We start from the raw sequence: 15,538 nt of genomic DNA, 5'->3' as shown, positions 1-15,538 counted from the left end.
GGCAACCGACCGGATATCGGCAAAGTCCGGAGAACCGGCAGGAGTCAGGCCTTCGATGGTCAGAACCTAGGCCCGCGCGAGCGAGGGCAGCCCCAACATCGCAATCAATGCGGTGATTCCTGCGGGCAACAACCGGTTCATGCCCCACCCCCTGACAATCGATCATTCGCTGAATTTTGCGGTCCCGCCTATTAGCTGAAAATGATCAGATTCGCAATCCGTGCCGGGTCCTGCATCGGCATGAAGTGGGTCAGGTCCGGCAGATAGACATCCGTGCCGTCGGCAAAGCTGTCGGCGAGCTCGGGCGGTGTCGGCGAACTGGCAAAATCGAAGGCCTTGCCCGGGGCGAGCTGCGGCGCCCGCAGCACCTTCACCGGCTGCCCGATATTTTCGATCAGCGGCCAGGGGTCGAGGGAGAGGCTGGTCGCGTAGACCGAGGCCTCGGTCTGCGGTGGACAGGCCAGTTCGAAACCGCCCTCGCCGTCGGCAAGCAGGCCATATTCGCAATAGTCGCGCAGCACCGCCGGGTCCCAGAGGCTATAGGGATGGCGATCCTTGAACCGGTCAAACATCGCATCCGGCCCGGCCCAGCTGTTGCGGCGCTTGCCGACCATCTCGCTGGTCGCACTGAAATCGGATGGTTGCTGGTAGGAAGCCCTCAGCATGATCACCGGATCAACCAGCACCAGCTTCTTGATGCTGTCAGGCAGCTGTGCGGCTGTCTGGACCAGGCAATGGCCGCCCATGCTGTGGCCGACAGCAACATCAAACGCGACATCCAGCGACTTCACCAATTCCGTGGTTGCGTCGGCAATCATCGCCCAGTCCTTGATCTCCGGTCTTGCGCTGCGGCCATGGCCCAGCTGATCGACAGCGACAACATGGGTTCCCTTCGGAAAGCCATCGACGACCTTGTCCCAGCAGCGGGCATGAAAGCCGGTGGCGTGGAGCAGCAGCACGGACCGGCCCTCGCCGGCCCTGCCCCATTCGAAATAGCAGATGTCGCCGTGCGAAGAGGTGAAATGATGTTCGTTGGGATGGGTCATGCGTTGTTTCCGTTAGCCCTGAGCCTGTCGAAGGGTGCCTCTCGTCGATAAGCTTGGTTCGACAGGCTCACCACTAACGGATTTGAGCTTACCCTTCCTTCGGCGGCTCGACCACGCGGATATGCAGTTCGCGCAGCTGTTTCATCGCCACCGGGCTTGGCGCGTTCATCATCAGGTCTTCGGCCTTCTGGTTCATCGGGAACAGCACGACCTCGCGAATATTCGGCTCGTTGGCGAGCATCATCACGATCCGGTCGACGCCCGGCGCCGAACCGCCATGCGGCGGCGCGCCATATTTGAGCGCGTTGATCATGCCGGAAAATTCGGTGTCGACCTGCTCCTTGGTGTAACCGGCAATCTCGAACGCCTTGTACATGATGTCGGGCCGGTGGTTCCGGATCGCGCCGGAAGACAGCTCGATGCCATTGCAGACAATATCATATTGCCAGGCGAGAATGTCGAGCGGGTCCTGGTTTTCCAGCGCTTCCAGCTCGCCCTGCGGCATCGAGAAGGGATTGTGCGAGAAGTCCATTTTCTTCAGTTCGTCGTCATATTCGAACATCGGATAATCGACGATCCAGCAGAATTTGAAGGCATTCTTGTCGATCAGGTCAAGCTGTTCGGCGGTCCGGGTCCGCGCGACGCCGGCCAGCCGGGCCGCCTCTGCTTCCTTGCCAGCCGCAAAGAACACGCCGTCGTCAGGACCGCAGCCGAGATCGGCGAGCAGCTTGGCCGTGCCCTCTTCGCCGTGATTCTTGGCAATCGGCCCGCCAGCCGCGCCTTCCTTCATGTTGATATAGCCAAGCCCGGCGAACCCTTCGCCGCGCGCCCAGTCGTTCATGGCGTCAAAAAATTTGCGGCTGTTCTTGCCAGCTTCCGGTGCAACAAAGGCGCGTACAGTGCCACCGGTCGAGGTAATTTTGTCGAACAGGCCGAAACCGGAGCCCTTGAAATGCTCGCTGACGTCCTGGATGATGATCGGGTTGCGCAGATCCGGCTTGTCATTGCCATATTTCAGCATCGATTCCTTGTAGGGAATGCGCGGAAATTCACCCGCCGGCGTTACCGAACGGCCATCAGCAAACTCTTCAAACACGCCGGCAAGAACCGGTTCCAGCGTCTGGAACACATCTTCCTGGGTGACAAAGCTCATTTCGAAATCGAGCTGGTAAAATTCGCCCGGCGACCGGTCGGCGCGGGCATCCTCGTCGCGGAAACAGGGGGCGATCTGGAAATAGCGGTCGAAACCGGCGACCATCAGCATCTGCTTGAACATCTGCGGGGCCTGCGGCAGCGCGTAGAATTTGCCGGGATGGACGCGGCTCGGCACCAGATAGTCGCGGGCGCCTTCCGGCGAAGACGCGGTCAGGATCGGCGTCTGGAACTCGGTAAAGCCCTGATCGGTCATCCGCTTGCGCAGGCTGGCGATGACCTTCGAGCGCAGCATCATGTTGGCGTGGACCGACTCGCGGCGCAGATCAAGGAAGCGGTAGCGCAGGCGGATATCCTCGGGATATTCCTGCTCGCCGAACACCGGCATCGGCAGTTCTTCGGCCGGACCCTGCATGTCGACGGTATCGGCAACCAGTTCGACTTCGCCGGTCGGGAGGTTCTTGTTGACCGTTTCCGCATCGCGGGCAACCACCTTGCCGGTGACCGTAACCACCGATTCCACGCGCGCCCCGTCCAGCATCTTGAACGCCTCGCTGCCGGTTTCGCTGACGATCTGGGTCAGGCCGAAATGGTCGCGCAGATCGACAAACAGCAGATTGCCATGGTCGCGCTTGCGGTGGATCCAGCCGGACAGCCGGACGGTCTCGCCAACGTCGGAGGAGCGAAGCGCGGAACAATTATGGGTGCGATATGCGTGCATGATGGACCTTTGGAAATTGGCTACTTTCCCAGTTGGAAAGATTGGAGGCGTAACACAGGTCTGCGGGCCATTTGTCAAGGCTTGAGATTGGTGGAAGGGGCTGCGCGCCGCACAGGATGCAGAGTTTTGAATGTCAGGGGTATTGCGGAATCGGACTCTGGCTTTGGCTTTGGTGAACGGCAGAGATTGGGTGGTTTGCTCAAATGCAGATTCTGCGCAAAGAGAGTGGCACACCTGCCATTCGACAAATCAGTTCACCAGATACACTGCAAAGATAGTGTATATGCCTTCCTCACAGCCACCTCCAAACGAGCCAGCGTTGACGGCCTCGACCGCCCCGTCAAGACTAGGGATCAGGCAATGCTCGTTAACTTGCAGTCGGTCGGCTACCGAGTTGCAGGACAGCGGCGAGTGTTCGAGATAGTCTCCGAATACAACGACGTCATATCCAATCAGCGAAAGGGCATCATTGTCTGCTGGAGGTTCGACAGCATCTTCTACACCTGCTGAACGGGCAGGCGATCTCGGACGCCAAGAGGTTGCGTCAAACTTCCAACCATCTGACTCAAGTTCGTGTTCATAGGTTGTATAGTAGAACAGCCTGGCCCCACTCGTGTCGGCACCAGTTTTTTCCGCGAGCGACCGAAGCACGTCTGGACTGTTGGCAACCCCAAAGCTGTTGTGTTGCCACGCTTCCTGCACATCAACTACGTTGTCGTTAACACAGTCCGAAACGCTGCAAATATCGTCGATGTGGTTCGAACCTCCACGGAGCCATCCGGGCGGCGGCACAACATGTTTCAGAAGATAGCCAGCGGAAAACATCCTAGCCACTTATCAACATGGCTCCATGTCCGCTATCAGGAAGTTTGATCGATGCATCGAACGACCGCGATTGGGGCGATTGCAGAAGGGCAGCCTCAGCCTACTTTTTATCAGACAACCTAAATCAACCCCAGTTTCACCAGTTCATCATTGGCAAACACCTGCCGATCCGCCGGATCCGGCATCACTTGAGCCTGCGCCCATTTCCAGTTGGCGAAATCTTGCCCGTAATCGCGCTTCACCCGGCGCTCGTCGAGATTGTTGGTCTTGCCCCAGTGGCGGGTGAAGGCGATGCCGGCGTCGTCCAGCGCTTCGACGACTTTTTTATAGCCGCTGTGGCTGGATTCTACGTTAGGCCCGTCAAAGTCGATCACGACATTGTCCGCCCAATGCGCCGGAGCCAGCAGCCCCTTGGCCTTCCTGACGAAGCGCAGGGTCACCACCGTTCCGCCTCCGCCCCGCCGGAAGCCGTCGACAATCAAATCAAAGGCTTCGCTAAGCTTGCTGCGATCCATTGTCACAGATCCGTTGAACAGGCTGGCGATCGGTGAATGTTCCTCGGTCGTATGGCCCCAGGTAGCAATCGCCGGAGGATCATCGACGTCGCGGTTTTTTGGATAGGCCTGCTCCATTGCCAGCTGCAATATTTCCGCCTTGAAAAAATCGCTTTCCGCCATCGCCTTGCCGAGCAGGGTCAGGGCGTCATAGCCGGCGCCCATATCGCCCGGCGGTGGCGGCGGGATGCTGGCATCATAGGGACGTTTGTAGAGGAAGCGCAGCAGGCTTTTTTTGTCGAATGGGTCAAAGGGATTCATGATAAGCTGCTGAAAATATGGCTCTTCATGCAATCCAAATGCATTAGAAAATTTCCGGAATTCACCGCGGCACAGCCAGTCGATATGCTCACGCCTTATCTTCGCAGCCTTCTGGATATTCTGCACCATATAGATCGGATCGGTCTCGATCAGCATCGCCGTGACGAAGCCCATCGCGCCGACATGCAGCTGGGCGGCGGCAAATATCCGGTCGCTACGGATCACCTCCGAACCGGTCTGCGCAATATAATCATCGGACAGCACGCCCTGCTTCGGCTCAATCCACAATATCCGCTCCGGGGTCACCAGCTGCACGGCGCGGACATGATCCTGGATGCCGCCAGCCTGCCAAACGCTGCCGTGGGTGCCGGTCGCGCAGGCTCCGGCAAAGCTCTGGCCATTGCTGGCGCCGCCGGTGCGCAGCGACCGGCCGAGTTCCTCGGCGCTTTCATAGACTTCATCGACCGTCGCTCCCGCCTGCACCAGCAGCAGCGCTTCTGCCGGGACATCGCAATCCTCATGTAGATTGCTCGCCCCGATTTTGAAGGTGCGGTTGAGCCGCAAAGTTTCCACCAGCCAGCCATCCTCGGCCATATTGATCGGCGCCGGTGACCAGCCCGCCCCGATCGGCCGCACCGGAATCTGATAATGTTTCGCCTCCCGCAGCAAATCGAGCACGGTTTCGGCCACAGCTTTCAGATGGGCCCGGCCATTGATCTGCTCGCCATTGGCCAGCTCGATCCGGTCCTTGACATTGCAGGCGGCAGTCTGGTGATAGTTGGTCCAGACCTGATGACCCAGATGGACGACCCGCGCCATCAGGCGTCTCCCACATCGGCATCGCCGGCATAGCAACGATAGGCGATGCTGACTTTCCGGACGAAACCGAAGGTCACCAGGCAGAGAAGCACTGCCTTGCCGGTCATGAAGAAGCGCATGTCGTTGATGCCAAGCCGCTCGCAGTCGTCAATCTGCAGCGCCTGGCCCCGCCGCGAGGCAAAGCCCCAGGCCAATATCGTGATCTCGATGGTCCTGCCGCCAATCGGCCGCGGATCAGCAATTGCCAGACAGGCGTCGCCATGCAATGTCATCACCTGCCCCAGCAAGAGCAAGGCCAGCAAGACGATCAGAATGAGTGACCAAAATGCCATGATCTTCCCCCGATTATACCCTGTTTCGAGGAAATGTTTGCGGGATCAGCCGCCCACTGTATAGGACAAAAATGCACATCCATAATTTGCTGACGGACAATCAGGACATCGCCGATATTTGCGATCGCTTTGCGACAGCGGATTTCATTACCGTCGATACCGAGTTCATGCGCGAGAATACCTACTGGCCGATTCTCTGCCTGATCCAGATTTCCGACGGCAAGGAAGCGGCGGCGATCGATCCGCTGGCCAAGGGTGTCGATCTTGGCCCGCTTCTCGACCTGCTGGTCGACAACGAGAATGTGCTCAAGATATTCCACGCCGGTGGCCAAGACGTGGAAATCATCCACAATCTGACCGGCAAGACGCCGCATCCGATCTTCGACACCCAGATCGCCGCCATGGCAATCGGCCAGAGCGAACAGATCGGCTATGCCAATCTGGTCGACAGCTGGCTCGGGATCACGCTGGACAAGGGCGCCCGCTTTACCGACTGGTCACGCCGCCCGCTGAACGCGCGGCAGCTGGAATATGCGATCGCCGACGTCACCCATCTTGCCAAGATTTTCCCGATGATGCTGGACAAGCTGCGCGAGACCGGTCGCGGCGTGTGGATCAATGCGGAGATGGAAAAGCTTGCCGACCCGGAAAATTACGTCAACGACCCGGAAAAGGCGTGGCTGCGCGTCAAGGCTCAGGGCCGCAATCTGGAGATGCTGGGCAGGCTGAAGGCGCTGGCGGCCTGGCGCGAGCGCGAGGCGCAGTCGAAGGACCTGCCGCGCGGACGGATCATGCGCGACGAGACACTGGCAGACATAGCCGGCCACCCGCCCAAGGATCAGTCCAAGCTCGGCCAGGTTCGCGGACTGTCGGCGGGATGGAAAAACAACGATATTGGCGCGCGACTGATGGACATCATCGAACAGGCCGAGCCGCTGTCCCGCAATGAGCTGCCGGACAAGTCAGGGCGACGTCCGAAAAACGGCAAGTCCAATGCGCTGGTCACCGATTTGCTCAAACTCCTGCTCAAGATCCGTTCGGCGGAGATGAATGTCGCGTCGCGGCTGCTCGCCCGGGCGGATGACCTCGACCGTATCGTCGCCGGCGACCGCGACGGCGTGCCACTACTCGAGGGCTGGCGCTACGAGGAATTCGGCCGGGATGCCCTCGATCTGGTCGAAGGCCGGGTCAGCTTCACGGTCAAGGACGGCAAGCTCGAAATGACCCATCAGCAACAGGGCGAGATCAGCGAGCCGGAATAGCTATTCCGCCGTCATCACCGGCTCCAGCCCGAGCATGCTTGCCAGATGCCCGTGCCGCTTGGCAACGGCATCGCCATAGAGATGGACGAGGTCCTTGCTGATCGTCAGCTCAAGCTTTTTGCCAGACTTGCGGATATGGGTCTGCTCCAGCGGATTGCGGGTGCCGCCACTGAGCCGCTGCGCCAGTCGCATCGCCAGCCCCCAGCTAATCGCGCGCTCGGTCGCTGCCTCGTCGGCCAGCCTGCCGCCGCCGGGAAAGACCCGGGTACCGCCGCCGAAACTCGTGTAGAGCGCCTGCCCCAGCATCTCCCGTTCCGGCCCGCTGATGCCGACCCAATTGCCGTGCAGTCCGATTTCCAGTCCCCGCTCGGCGCGGAAATTGGGGTTGGCCCGCCAGGCGACGTCGCCCAGGTTGCAGGCCGCCTGGCGGATGCGGTGCCAATCTACAGGATCGTCGGAAAAAATCTCCGCGATCCATTTGCCAAGCAGCTTGCTGTTTGCCGGGAAGCGCGACTGCGCCGTCCCCGCGTCCTCGGTACCCAGGAGCAGCGGATCTCTCGCCGCTTCCTGCTTGCTGATATTCTGGAACAGCAGCCCTTCGCGCACGCCGTAGGCCGACACCACCATCTTGCTGCTGTTCAGATAGCGGACCAGCATCGACAGCAACCACGCGGCATCCTTCAGTGTCGGAATGCGCGACGCGGACAGGCCGGGCACGTTTTTCAGCTTGTCGCGGTTCAGCTGCGCCAGGCGGCTGACCAGCCGCTGCGCGCGCCGGGGTTCCATTTCATAATTGTGGATCACCGGCAGCGGGTAATTGCTGTCGAACATGTCGAGCCGGGCCAGCGACCGCCAGGATCCTCCGACCAGATAGAAGGGCAATCCCTGCGCCTGCTTCTCCCACCCGGTTTTCTTCAGCATCTTGCGGACCTGGCGTTTCAGCTTGTCCTGTCCCTTGCTTCGCAGATCGGCAACGCGCAGCACCCCGAGCGGAAAGGAGTAGCGTTCCAGCACTGCCCCAGCCTCGACCAGCGCCAGCTCGAGACTGCCACCGCCGAGATCGCCAACGATGCCGCGGGCTTCCGGGATCCCCGAAATGACACCCAGTGCCGCCAGTTGCGCCTCTTCCTCTCCCTGCAACACCTGCACGTCATAGCCGATCGCGTTCGCCGCTTTCAGCAAATCCTTGCCGTTGCTGGCATCGCGCACCGCCGCCGTAGCGAAGCTCTTTATGTTGTCGACCTCCATTTCCTGGCACAGCCGGTGGAAACGCTGCAGGCCGCGGATCGCCAGATCCATCGATTCCTTGCCGATCGCGCCGGTGCTCGACAATTCCCTGCCGAGACCCGCCATCACTTTTTCATTGAACAGGATCGCCGGCACCCTGACCGGCCCCTGATAGACAACCAGACGGATCGAGTTGGAACCAATATCGACGATCGCCGTCCGCTGGCTGCCGTGCTTGTTGCGGGCCTGAACGAAAGGGGTCCGCGACTCTTTTTGTGCCAGCACCCGCCTCACGCCTTTTTCTTGCGGCGGCGCAGGCTGAGCCGGGGCACGGCGTTGCTCTTCTTGAGCGCCTTGCCGCGTCCGGACAGCGACGGGTTGGTCATGAAATAGCGGTGCAGGTTGAACGGCTTGTCGGAAGGAACCACGCGGGTGTAGCTGCCGTCGGCGTTGAGTTCCCAGCTCTGCTCGTCGTCGATCAAGTTGGCGACCATAACCTGGTCCAGAATCTGGTCATGGACCGTGGCATTGGTTATCGGCATCATATACTCGACCCGACGGTCGAGGTTGCGCGGCATCCAGTCGGCCGACGAGATATAGACTTTCGCACCGTCGTTGGGCAGCTCCCGGCCATTACCGAAGGCCCAGATCCGGCTGTGTTCGAGAAAGCGGCCGACCACCGACTTTACCCGGATATGATCCGACATGCCCGGTACGTCGGGTCGCAGGCAGCAGATTCCCCTGACGACCAGATCGATCTCCACTCCCGCGTTGCTTGCCTGGTAGAGCTTCTCGATCAGCGCCGGATCGACCAGAGAGTTCATCTTGGCCCAGATCATCCCCGGCCGGCCGTCGCGGACACTGGCAATTTCCTGGTCGATCAGCCCCATCAGGTCGCTGCGCATGTCGCGCGGGGACATCGAGATCAGTTCCAGCGCCTTCGGCTCGACATAGCCGGTGATATAGTTGAACAGCTGCGCCGCATCCCGCGCCGCTCGCGGATCGGCCGTGAAGAAGCTGAGATCGGTGTATATCTTGGCGGTGATCGGATGATAGTTGCCGGTGCCAAAATGGCAGTAGGTGCGATAGCCTTCCTGCTCCTTGCGCACGACCATCGATATCTTGGCGTGCGTCTTCCATTCGATGAAGCCGTAGACCACCTGGACCCCGGCGCGCTCGAGCGCACTCGCCCAGTAGAGATTCTGTTCCTCGTCGAACCGCGCCTTGAGTTCGACAATGGCGGTGACCGACTTGCCCGCTTCGGCCGCGTCGATCAGCGCCCGGATCACGGCGGATTGCTTGCCCGCGCGGTAGAGCGTCTGCTTGATCGCCACGACCTCGGGGTCGGCGGCTGCCTGACGCAGGAATTCGATGACGACCTCGAACGATTCGTACGGATGGTGGACAAGTATGTCCTTGTCGCGGATCGCGGCGAAACAGTCCCCGCCATGGTCGCGGATGCGCTCGGGGAAACGGGGGCTGTACGGAGTGAACTTCAGGTCCGGGCGATCCTCGTCAACAAGGATGTCGAGGTCGCTGACGCCGACCAGCCCGTCGATCCGGCTTTCGGTCGCGCCGTCATCAAGCAGATTTTCGCGCAGCATGGCGACCACCGGCTCCGCCAGGTCAGGCCCCATTTCCAGCCGGATCACGTCGCCCCGGCGCCGGCGCTTGATGGCGCTTCGGAAATAGCGGACAAGGTCCTCGGCCTCTTCCTCCACCTCGATATCGCTGTCACGGATGATCCGGAAAAGGCCGCTGCTCTTGACTACATAGCCGGGGAAAAGAATATCGGAAAATTGCTGGATCACCGTCTCGACCGCGACATAGATCGCCGATTCGCCCGGCAGGCGGATGAAACGCGGAAGCCCCGAGGGGATCATCACCAGTTCCCGGATGCCCTGATGGTCCGACTCGCGGATCAGGTCAAAAACCAGGCTCAGCCCTTTGTTGGGGATAAACGGAAACGGATGGGCCGGATCCAGCGCCTGCGGCGTGAGCACCGGAAATATCTGGTCAATGAAATGCTGCCGAAGCCAGACCTTCGAATCCTTGGAGAGGGCACTGGCGGCGGAAACGGAAATATCCTCTCCGGCCAGCTGTGCCGCCAGCTTTGACCAGACCCGCTGCTGATGCTCCAGCAGGGAATCGGTTCGGCAGGCGATCGCTTCGAGTTGCTGCGTGGCGGTCAGGCCATCGGCCGATCGCTCCTCGATCTTCTGCCGGTACTGGCCGACCAGGCCGGCAAAACGGACCATGAAGAATTCATCCAGATTGCTACCGGAAATGGACAGGAACCGCAGCCGCTCGAGCAGCGGATGGGCGCTGTTTTCCGCCTCCTCGATCACCCGCTCGTTGAAACCCAGCCAGCTGATCTCCCGATTGAAATAGCGCTTGCTGCCATCTTCCGGGAACGGGCCAGCCAAACCATCTTCGGTCAAATTGTCCGCATCCGGTGACGGGGGAGCAGGATTTTCCATCGCTTATATTTCCACCTTTTCATCACCATCGTCAAAATGATCGAGCGCTGCCTTCGCAATCCCGAGATTGATCGGCTTTCGCGACGCGATCGCCAGCGAATCCATTTTCTGCGCCAGCTGCCGGACCATGTCATAGGACCGGACCATGCGCTTTTCCAGATAACGCAGCGCATCATCCGAGATTGTCAGCCCTCGTAGCGCAAAATATTTCTGCAAGAGACCTTCGATCATTGCCTGATCAGGGGCGCCGATATCAAGATGCAGCGATGCGGCGAGGCGCGATTTCAGGTCCGGCAGTGTCACGCCCCATTCTGGCACCGGCTGTTCCGAGACCAGCAGCAGCGGCCGCTCTTCCATGTTCGCCCGGTTCCAGAGATGGAAAATCTCCGCATCTTCGTGTGCGCGCGCGTCATCTACGACCAGCCCGCCGCTTTCGGCGGCAAAACTCGCTGCCATCGTGCTCTTGCCCGATGCGGCCGGGCCGGTGAGGATCAGCGTATGGTGCGCCCAGTCGCGCCAGTTTTGCAGTTGGCAGTGGATATCCTCATTGGCAGGCGTCACCAGATAGCCGCCCTGTCCCGGGGGTATTTTCTGTTCCAGAGGAAGGGCTATCTGACTCACGGCCTTGTTTCTTCACTGTCCCGGCCGACTGATGCGCAGCGCGCCCGCTCCCTGCTGGACCTGCCAGCCCTGGGCCCGCAGAGCCTGGGCCAGGGAAGCGATATCACCCCTGTAGGTCACGCTCATGACAGACACGCCACCCAGTGCCAGACTGGATGTCGACGCGGCGCTGACTCCCGGGATGCCCCGGACAGCCGATTCGCCGCGACCGACGGCACCGACATCGGGCGTATCAAATTGCAGCGAAATGGTCGTTGCAGCCGTTGTCGGTGCCGGTGCCTCGCCAGACGATTCGGATCCGCCATTCGCTCCGGCGGGCAGCGCACCCTCTCCGGCTGGCATCTCTTCCGCCGCGTCACCGCCGAGATCGAAATCCTCCAGATTCAGCTCGTCGATATTGAATGGATCGTCGATGATCAGCGACTTGTCCGTGGTGAGAACCCCGCGCGACAGCGCCCCGGCATAGATGTTGTCGAGCCGGGCGATGCCCTGGTCCAGCATCTTGGGAATATCCTCGCTGCGCCCCACTTTCAACGCGAAGCTGTCGATATAGCGGTTGTCGGGGCCGTATCGCGCAGTGAACCGCGCCGTGACCGGACCGCCGGGATAGGCATAGGTCAGACGCACGATCGGAATGATCACATCCGCTGCGCCGAACTGATCGAGGATATTGCGCCACCAGCGTCGGCTGGGACGGTTTGCCTGCCCTGCAGTCAGCACCAGGGACTCGCTGTCGGATCCGTAGGGACGGACATAATCGATCGCACTATCGCCGGAACTGAAGCGCGCCCATGCCTTTTGCCACTCGGTGCGGTTCTCGAAAACCTGTGGAGAACCAGCGCTCCACATGACCGGCAGCACCAGCAATGGCGGTGACCGGAGCCGCTGACCGCCTACGCCCAGAATCGATCCCGCCCGGGCCCGGTCAAACATCACGCCGAGGGTGGCGATATAGCGTTTCGGCCCGATCTGCTCCTGCTCGACGATGATCGCCGAGACGATGGTATTCAGCGTCCCATCCGGCAGACTTGAACTTTCCCCCCCGTGTGTACGCTTGTAGAGCATCTTCCATGCGAGGCGCTGTGCTTCTTCCCAGCCCTTTTTTCGGGCATCAAAGGCATTATCGCCGTGAATGTCGACCTTGACGCCCATCACCTCGAAATCGCCGGTGCTGGCAAGCGGCGCGACGCCGCGTTCGGTGCCTTCCAGCTGCGCATAGACGACCGATCCCGCGAGCATGGTCACGAGGGTAATGATGGCAGCGATTCTGATCCTGAAGTCAGTCAAAAAACTCATTTGCGCCCTTTTGACGATTATGGCGTGGAAATCCAGCCGCGACTTGTCTAATCGCACAAGTTATGAGTGAAAAGCAAAATGAGCCGGATAACTACACCTATGCGAAAGCCGGTGTTTCCATTGCTGCGGGCAATGCCCTGATCAAGGCGATCGCGCCACTGGCCAAGGCCACCGCCCGCGCCGGTGCCAACGCCGAACTGGGCGGTTTCGGAGGATTTTTTGACCTGAAGGCAGCTGGCTACACGGATCCCCTGCTGGTTGCTGCCAACGACGGCGTCGGCACGAAACTGAAGCTGGCGATCGATTTTGACCGGCATGACAGCGTCGGCATCGATCTGGTCGCGATGTGCGTCAACGATCTGATCGTACAGGGAGCCGAGCCGCTTTTCTTCCTCGATTATTTTGCGACCGGCAAGCTGGAAAACGGCGTCGCCGAGCGGGTGGTGGCGGGCATCGCCGAAGGCTGCAAGATGTCCGGATGCGCCCTGATCGGCGGCGAAACCGCAGAAATGCCGGGCATGTATGCCGAAGGCGACTATGATCTAGCGGGTTTCTGCGTCGGCGCCGTCGAGCGCGACAAGGTAGTGACCGGGGCGACGATCGAAGCCGGCGATGTATTGCTAGGCCTCGAATCCTCCGGTGTCCATTCCAACGGCTTCTCACTGGTCCGCCGCCTGGCGGAGGACAAGGGCTGGAAGATGAACCGCCCTGCCCTGTTCGACCCCGATGTGCTGCTGATCGAGGCGCTGATCGCGCCGACACGCATTTATGTGAAGTCGCTGCTGCCGCTGATGCAGACCGGCAGAATCAAGGCGCTCGCCCACATCACGGGTGGCGGGTTGCTCGAGAATATCCCACGCGTTCTGCCCGACGGCCTGCACGCGCATGTCGATGCAGGCAGCTGGGACCAGCCGCGGCTGATGGCCTTCCTGCAGGCGCAGGGCAATATCGAACCCGAAGAAATGGCGCGCACCTTCAATTGCGGGATCGGCATGGTGCTCGCGGTATCGCCTGACGAGGTCGAGACGATTACGGCCGACCTGCAAGCCGCCGGGGAATCGGTCCACCGGATCGGTTCGGTTCAGGCCGGCGGCAAGGGCTGCACCGTATCAGGCGATCGCGGCACATGGTCTGCCACCGCCGACTGGTCCGCCACGCACAATGGCTGAGAAGGCCAAGATTGGGATCATGATTTCCGGTCGCGGCTCCAACATGGCCGCGCTGGTCTACGCTGCCAAGGCACGAGACTGTCCGTTCGAAATCGTGCTGGTCGCCTCCAATGATCCGCAAGCTGCCGGCCTTAGCCTGGCCGAGGCCGAAGGCATCGCCACCTTCGCCCACCCGCACAAGGGCCTGACGCGGGAGGCGCACGACGCGATCATGCACGATGCCCTGGTCGGCGCGGGCGCCGAATATGTCGTCCTGGCCGGCTATATGCGGATCTTAAGCGACAGCTTCGTGGACCACTGGACCGATTGCATGCTCAACATTCACCCCAGTTTGCTGCCCCTGTACAAGGGTGTGGATACCTACCAGCGCGCGATCGATGCCGGAGACAAGATGGCGGGATGCAGCGTCCATCTGGTCACGCCGGAACTCGATGACGGACCGGTTCTGGCCCAGACGGAAGTGGCGATTCTGCCTGATGACGATGCCGACAGCCTCGCCGGACGGATCCTGATTGCCGAACATCAGCTTTATCCCCGCGCTCTGGCGCAATATGTCACGCGCGAAGCCGATCCGGACTGGATATTGGCGCAAGTCCGCCAGCGGGCCCTGGCGCTGGATGAAACGCACGAGCGAGCCAGCTTCGGAGCCCCGGGCTGGCGTGTGGGCAGCGAGACGACCGGCAAATATTTCGCCTATTTCGCCCAGAGCCATCATGGCGAGGCGAGCATGGCGCTGCTCGTCAAGACCACCGGGCTCGATGAACAGACGGCCCTGATCGATGCCGACCCAGACTTATATTATGCGCCGAAATTCTACGGCAAGTCGGGCTGGATCGCCATACGCCTTGATACCGGACGTACGGACTGGGACCATGTCGCGGATTGGCTGGGCAAAAGCTGGCGGATGGTGGCGCCCCGGCGCCTAACCCGGATGATCGAGATTGCGGATCAGTTTTAGAAAAAAACACCGCGGGCCGAAGGTCCTTGGCCAGCACGGAGGAGGGAGAAATGCTGTCCAAAAAATCTGTTGCCCTGATCGGGATTTGAACGTCCAACCCGCGATGCTCCTGAACAGATAGCCCGGACCGTCCGCCGAATCGATACGGTCCTTGGACCGTATCCGCGCCGCTGCTACATTCCCGCTTCCACCGCCAGCCTGACCATGTCTGCGGCGCTTGGGACATTTAGCCGCTTCATCAGGATCGACCGGTGCATCTTCACGGTTCGCTCGCTGAGTCCCAGCTCATGGGCGATCTGCTTGTTGAGCAGCCCCCGGGCAATGAACTGCAACACCTCGCGCTGGCGTTTCGACAATTCCTTGACGATTGCCACAGCCCGCATCCGGCGCGGCTTTGCAAGGCTTGGCGCATCACCGCCCAGTTCCACCTGCGAGCCCAGAAAATATTCCAGCTCGCCTTCCGCGTCGAACAGCGGCGCGACCAGCACGGCATTCTGGAAAGGGGTTCCGTCCTTCTTGTAGTTCAATATCTCGACCAGCACCGAAGTGCGCTGCCGGACGCCGCGCCGGATTTCTTCGGTGAGCCATGGCTCGGTCGCCGCACCGGCCAAAAATCGGCAATTTCGTCCGATGATGAAATCGCGATCATAGCCAGTCAGGTCCTCGAACGCATCATTGACCGCGACGATGGGATTGTCGGGCAATCGCGGATTGCTCACAACAGAGGCAATCGGGCTTTTCTCGATCAGCGCCATGACCGACGCCTTCGGCAAGTCCGATCCTGAGATTTCCGCCTGTTCCGCGTCTGGCGGGGT

At 60.6% G+C, this 15,538-nt stretch carries 13 protein-coding genes; 3 read left to right on the top strand and 10 right to left on the bottom strand.

Translation table 11 applies throughout. The features are described from left to right. Positions 1-191: 191 nt before the first annotated feature. The 5 genes from V7650_RS02285 to V7650_RS02265 form a co-directional block, all read right to left on the bottom strand. A complete protein-coding gene (locus V7650_RS02285; RefSeq protein WP_335654621.1) occupies positions 192-1,046 on the bottom strand; it encodes an alpha/beta fold hydrolase in 855 nt (284 codons plus the stop codon). An 88-nt stretch (positions 1,047-1,134) separates the two neighbouring features. Then, complete coding sequence (gene aspS / locus V7650_RS02280; protein WP_335654620.1) at positions 1,135-2,919, bottom strand: aspartate--tRNA ligase; 1,785 nt, start codon at positions 2,917-2,919, stop codon at positions 1,135-1,137. Positions 2,920-3,168: 249 nt separating this feature from the next. After that, positions 3,169-3,753, bottom strand: a complete 585-nt coding sequence (locus tag V7650_RS02275) for a hypothetical protein (protein WP_335654619.1) — start codon at positions 3,751-3,753, stop codon at positions 3,169-3,171. A 110-nt stretch (positions 3,754-3,863) separates the two neighbouring features. Continuing rightward, entirely contained in the window at positions 3,864-5,378 is a 1,515-nt protein-coding gene (locus V7650_RS02270) for an FAD-binding oxidoreductase (RefSeq protein ID WP_335654618.1), read from the bottom strand. After that, positions 5,378-5,710 (bottom strand): hypothetical protein, encoded by a 333-nt coding sequence (locus V7650_RS02265; protein ID WP_335654617.1) that lies wholly within the window; start codon positions 5,708-5,710, stop codon positions 5,378-5,380. The genes V7650_RS02270 and V7650_RS02265 overlap by 1 nt, the downstream gene beginning before the upstream one ends. Positions 5,711-5,781: 71 nt before the next feature. Between V7650_RS02265 and rnd the strand changes: the two genes are divergently transcribed. After that, positions 5,782-6,972, top strand: a complete 1,191-nt coding sequence (rnd, locus tag V7650_RS02260) for a ribonuclease D (protein WP_335654616.1) — start codon at positions 5,782-5,784, stop codon at positions 6,970-6,972. On the opposite strand, the gene V7650_RS02255 is transcribed toward rnd, so the two are convergent. The 4 genes from V7650_RS02255 to V7650_RS02240 are packed head-to-tail and all read right to left on the bottom strand — an operon-like array spanning position 6,973 to position 12,596. Further along, positions 6,973-8,484, bottom strand: a complete 1,512-nt coding sequence (locus V7650_RS02255; RefSeq protein ID WP_335654615.1) for a Ppx/GppA family phosphatase — start codon at positions 8,482-8,484, stop codon at positions 6,973-6,975. 5 nt (positions 8,485-8,489) lie between these two features. Then, entirely contained in the window at positions 8,490-10,679 is a 2,190-nt protein-coding gene (locus tag V7650_RS02250; RefSeq protein ID WP_335654614.1) for an RNA degradosome polyphosphate kinase, read from the bottom strand. Positions 10,680-10,682: 3 nt separating this feature from the next. Then, positions 10,683-11,300 carry a chromosomal replication initiator DnaA gene (locus V7650_RS02245; RefSeq protein WP_335654613.1) on the bottom strand — a complete coding sequence of 206 codons (618 nt, stop codon included), beginning with the start codon at positions 11,298-11,300 and terminating at the stop codon, positions 10,683-10,685. Between the two features lie 12 nt (positions 11,301-11,312). Next, on the bottom strand, positions 11,313-12,596 hold the full coding sequence (locus V7650_RS02240; protein WP_335654612.1) for a heavy-metal-associated domain-containing protein: 1,284 nt from the start codon (positions 12,594-12,596) through the stop codon (positions 11,313-11,315). Positions 12,597-12,658: 62 nt separating this feature from the next. Here V7650_RS02240 and purM point away from each other — a divergent pair, with 62 nt between their 5' ends. Together purM and purN are read left to right on the top strand one after the other, a co-directional pair. Then, positions 12,659-13,765, top strand: coding sequence for a phosphoribosylformylglycinamidine cyclo-ligase (purM, locus tag V7650_RS02235; protein ID WP_335654611.1), 1,107 nt, complete (start codon positions 12,659-12,661; stop codon positions 13,763-13,765). Further along, positions 13,758-14,723 carry a phosphoribosylglycinamide formyltransferase gene (gene purN / locus V7650_RS02230; protein WP_335654610.1) on the top strand — a complete coding sequence of 322 codons (966 nt, stop codon included), beginning with the start codon at positions 13,758-13,760 and terminating at the stop codon, positions 14,721-14,723. The genes purM and purN overlap by 8 nt, the downstream gene beginning before the upstream one ends. Before the next feature lie 173 nt (positions 14,724-14,896). Here the strand turns inward: purN and V7650_RS02225 are convergent, their stop codons facing one another. Beyond that, the gene (locus V7650_RS02225) at positions 14,897-15,478 is read right to left on the bottom strand and encodes a LuxR C-terminal-related transcriptional regulator (protein WP_335654936.1); all 582 of its coding nucleotides are present in this window, start codon (positions 15,476-15,478) and stop codon (positions 14,897-14,899) included. Between the last annotated feature and the right edge of the window lie 60 nt (positions 15,479-15,538).

Source organism: Parasphingorhabdus sp. (assembly GCF_036964565.1).
Lineage (GTDB): Bacteria > Pseudomonadota > Alphaproteobacteria > Sphingomonadales > Sphingomonadaceae > Parasphingorhabdus.
This window is presented reverse-complemented; position numbering and strand designations above follow the sequence as displayed.

What these genes read in the sequence shown, in the direction of transcription:
- V7650_RS02285 (WP_335654621.1), bottom strand. Translation starts at nt 1,046, where the DNA reads ATGACCCATCCCAACGAACATCATTTCACCTCTTCGCACGGCGACATC.
- aspS (WP_335654620.1), bottom strand. Translation starts at nt 2,919, where the DNA reads ATGCACGCATATCGCACCCATAATTGTTCCGCGCTTCGCTCCTCCGAC.
- V7650_RS02270 (WP_335654618.1), bottom strand. Translation starts at nt 5,378, where the DNA reads ATGGCGCGGGTCGTCCATCTGGGTCATCAGGTCTGGACCAACTATCAC.
- V7650_RS02265 (WP_335654617.1), bottom strand. Translation starts at nt 5,710, where the DNA reads ATGGCATTTTGGTCACTCATTCTGATCGTCTTGCTGGCCTTGCTCTTG.
- rnd (WP_335654616.1), top strand. Translation starts at nt 5,782, where the DNA reads ATGCACATCCATAATTTGCTGACGGACAATCAGGACATCGCCGATATT.
- V7650_RS02250 (WP_335654614.1), bottom strand. Translation starts at nt 10,679, where the DNA reads ATGGAAAATCCTGCTCCCCCGTCACCGGATGCGGACAATTTGACCGAA.
- V7650_RS02240 (WP_335654612.1), bottom strand. Translation starts at nt 12,596, where the DNA reads ATGAGTTTTTTGACTGACTTCAGGATCAGAATCGCTGCCATCATTACC.
- purM (WP_335654611.1), top strand. Translation starts at nt 12,659, where the DNA reads ATGAGTGAAAAGCAAAATGAGCCGGATAACTACACCTATGCGAAAGCC.
- purN (WP_335654610.1), top strand. Translation starts at nt 13,758, where the DNA reads ATGGCTGAGAAGGCCAAGATTGGGATCATGATTTCCGGTCGCGGCTCC.
- V7650_RS02225 (WP_335654936.1), bottom strand. Translation starts at nt 15,478, where the DNA reads ATGGCGCTGATCGAGAAAAGCCCGATTGCCTCTGTTGTGAGCAATCCG.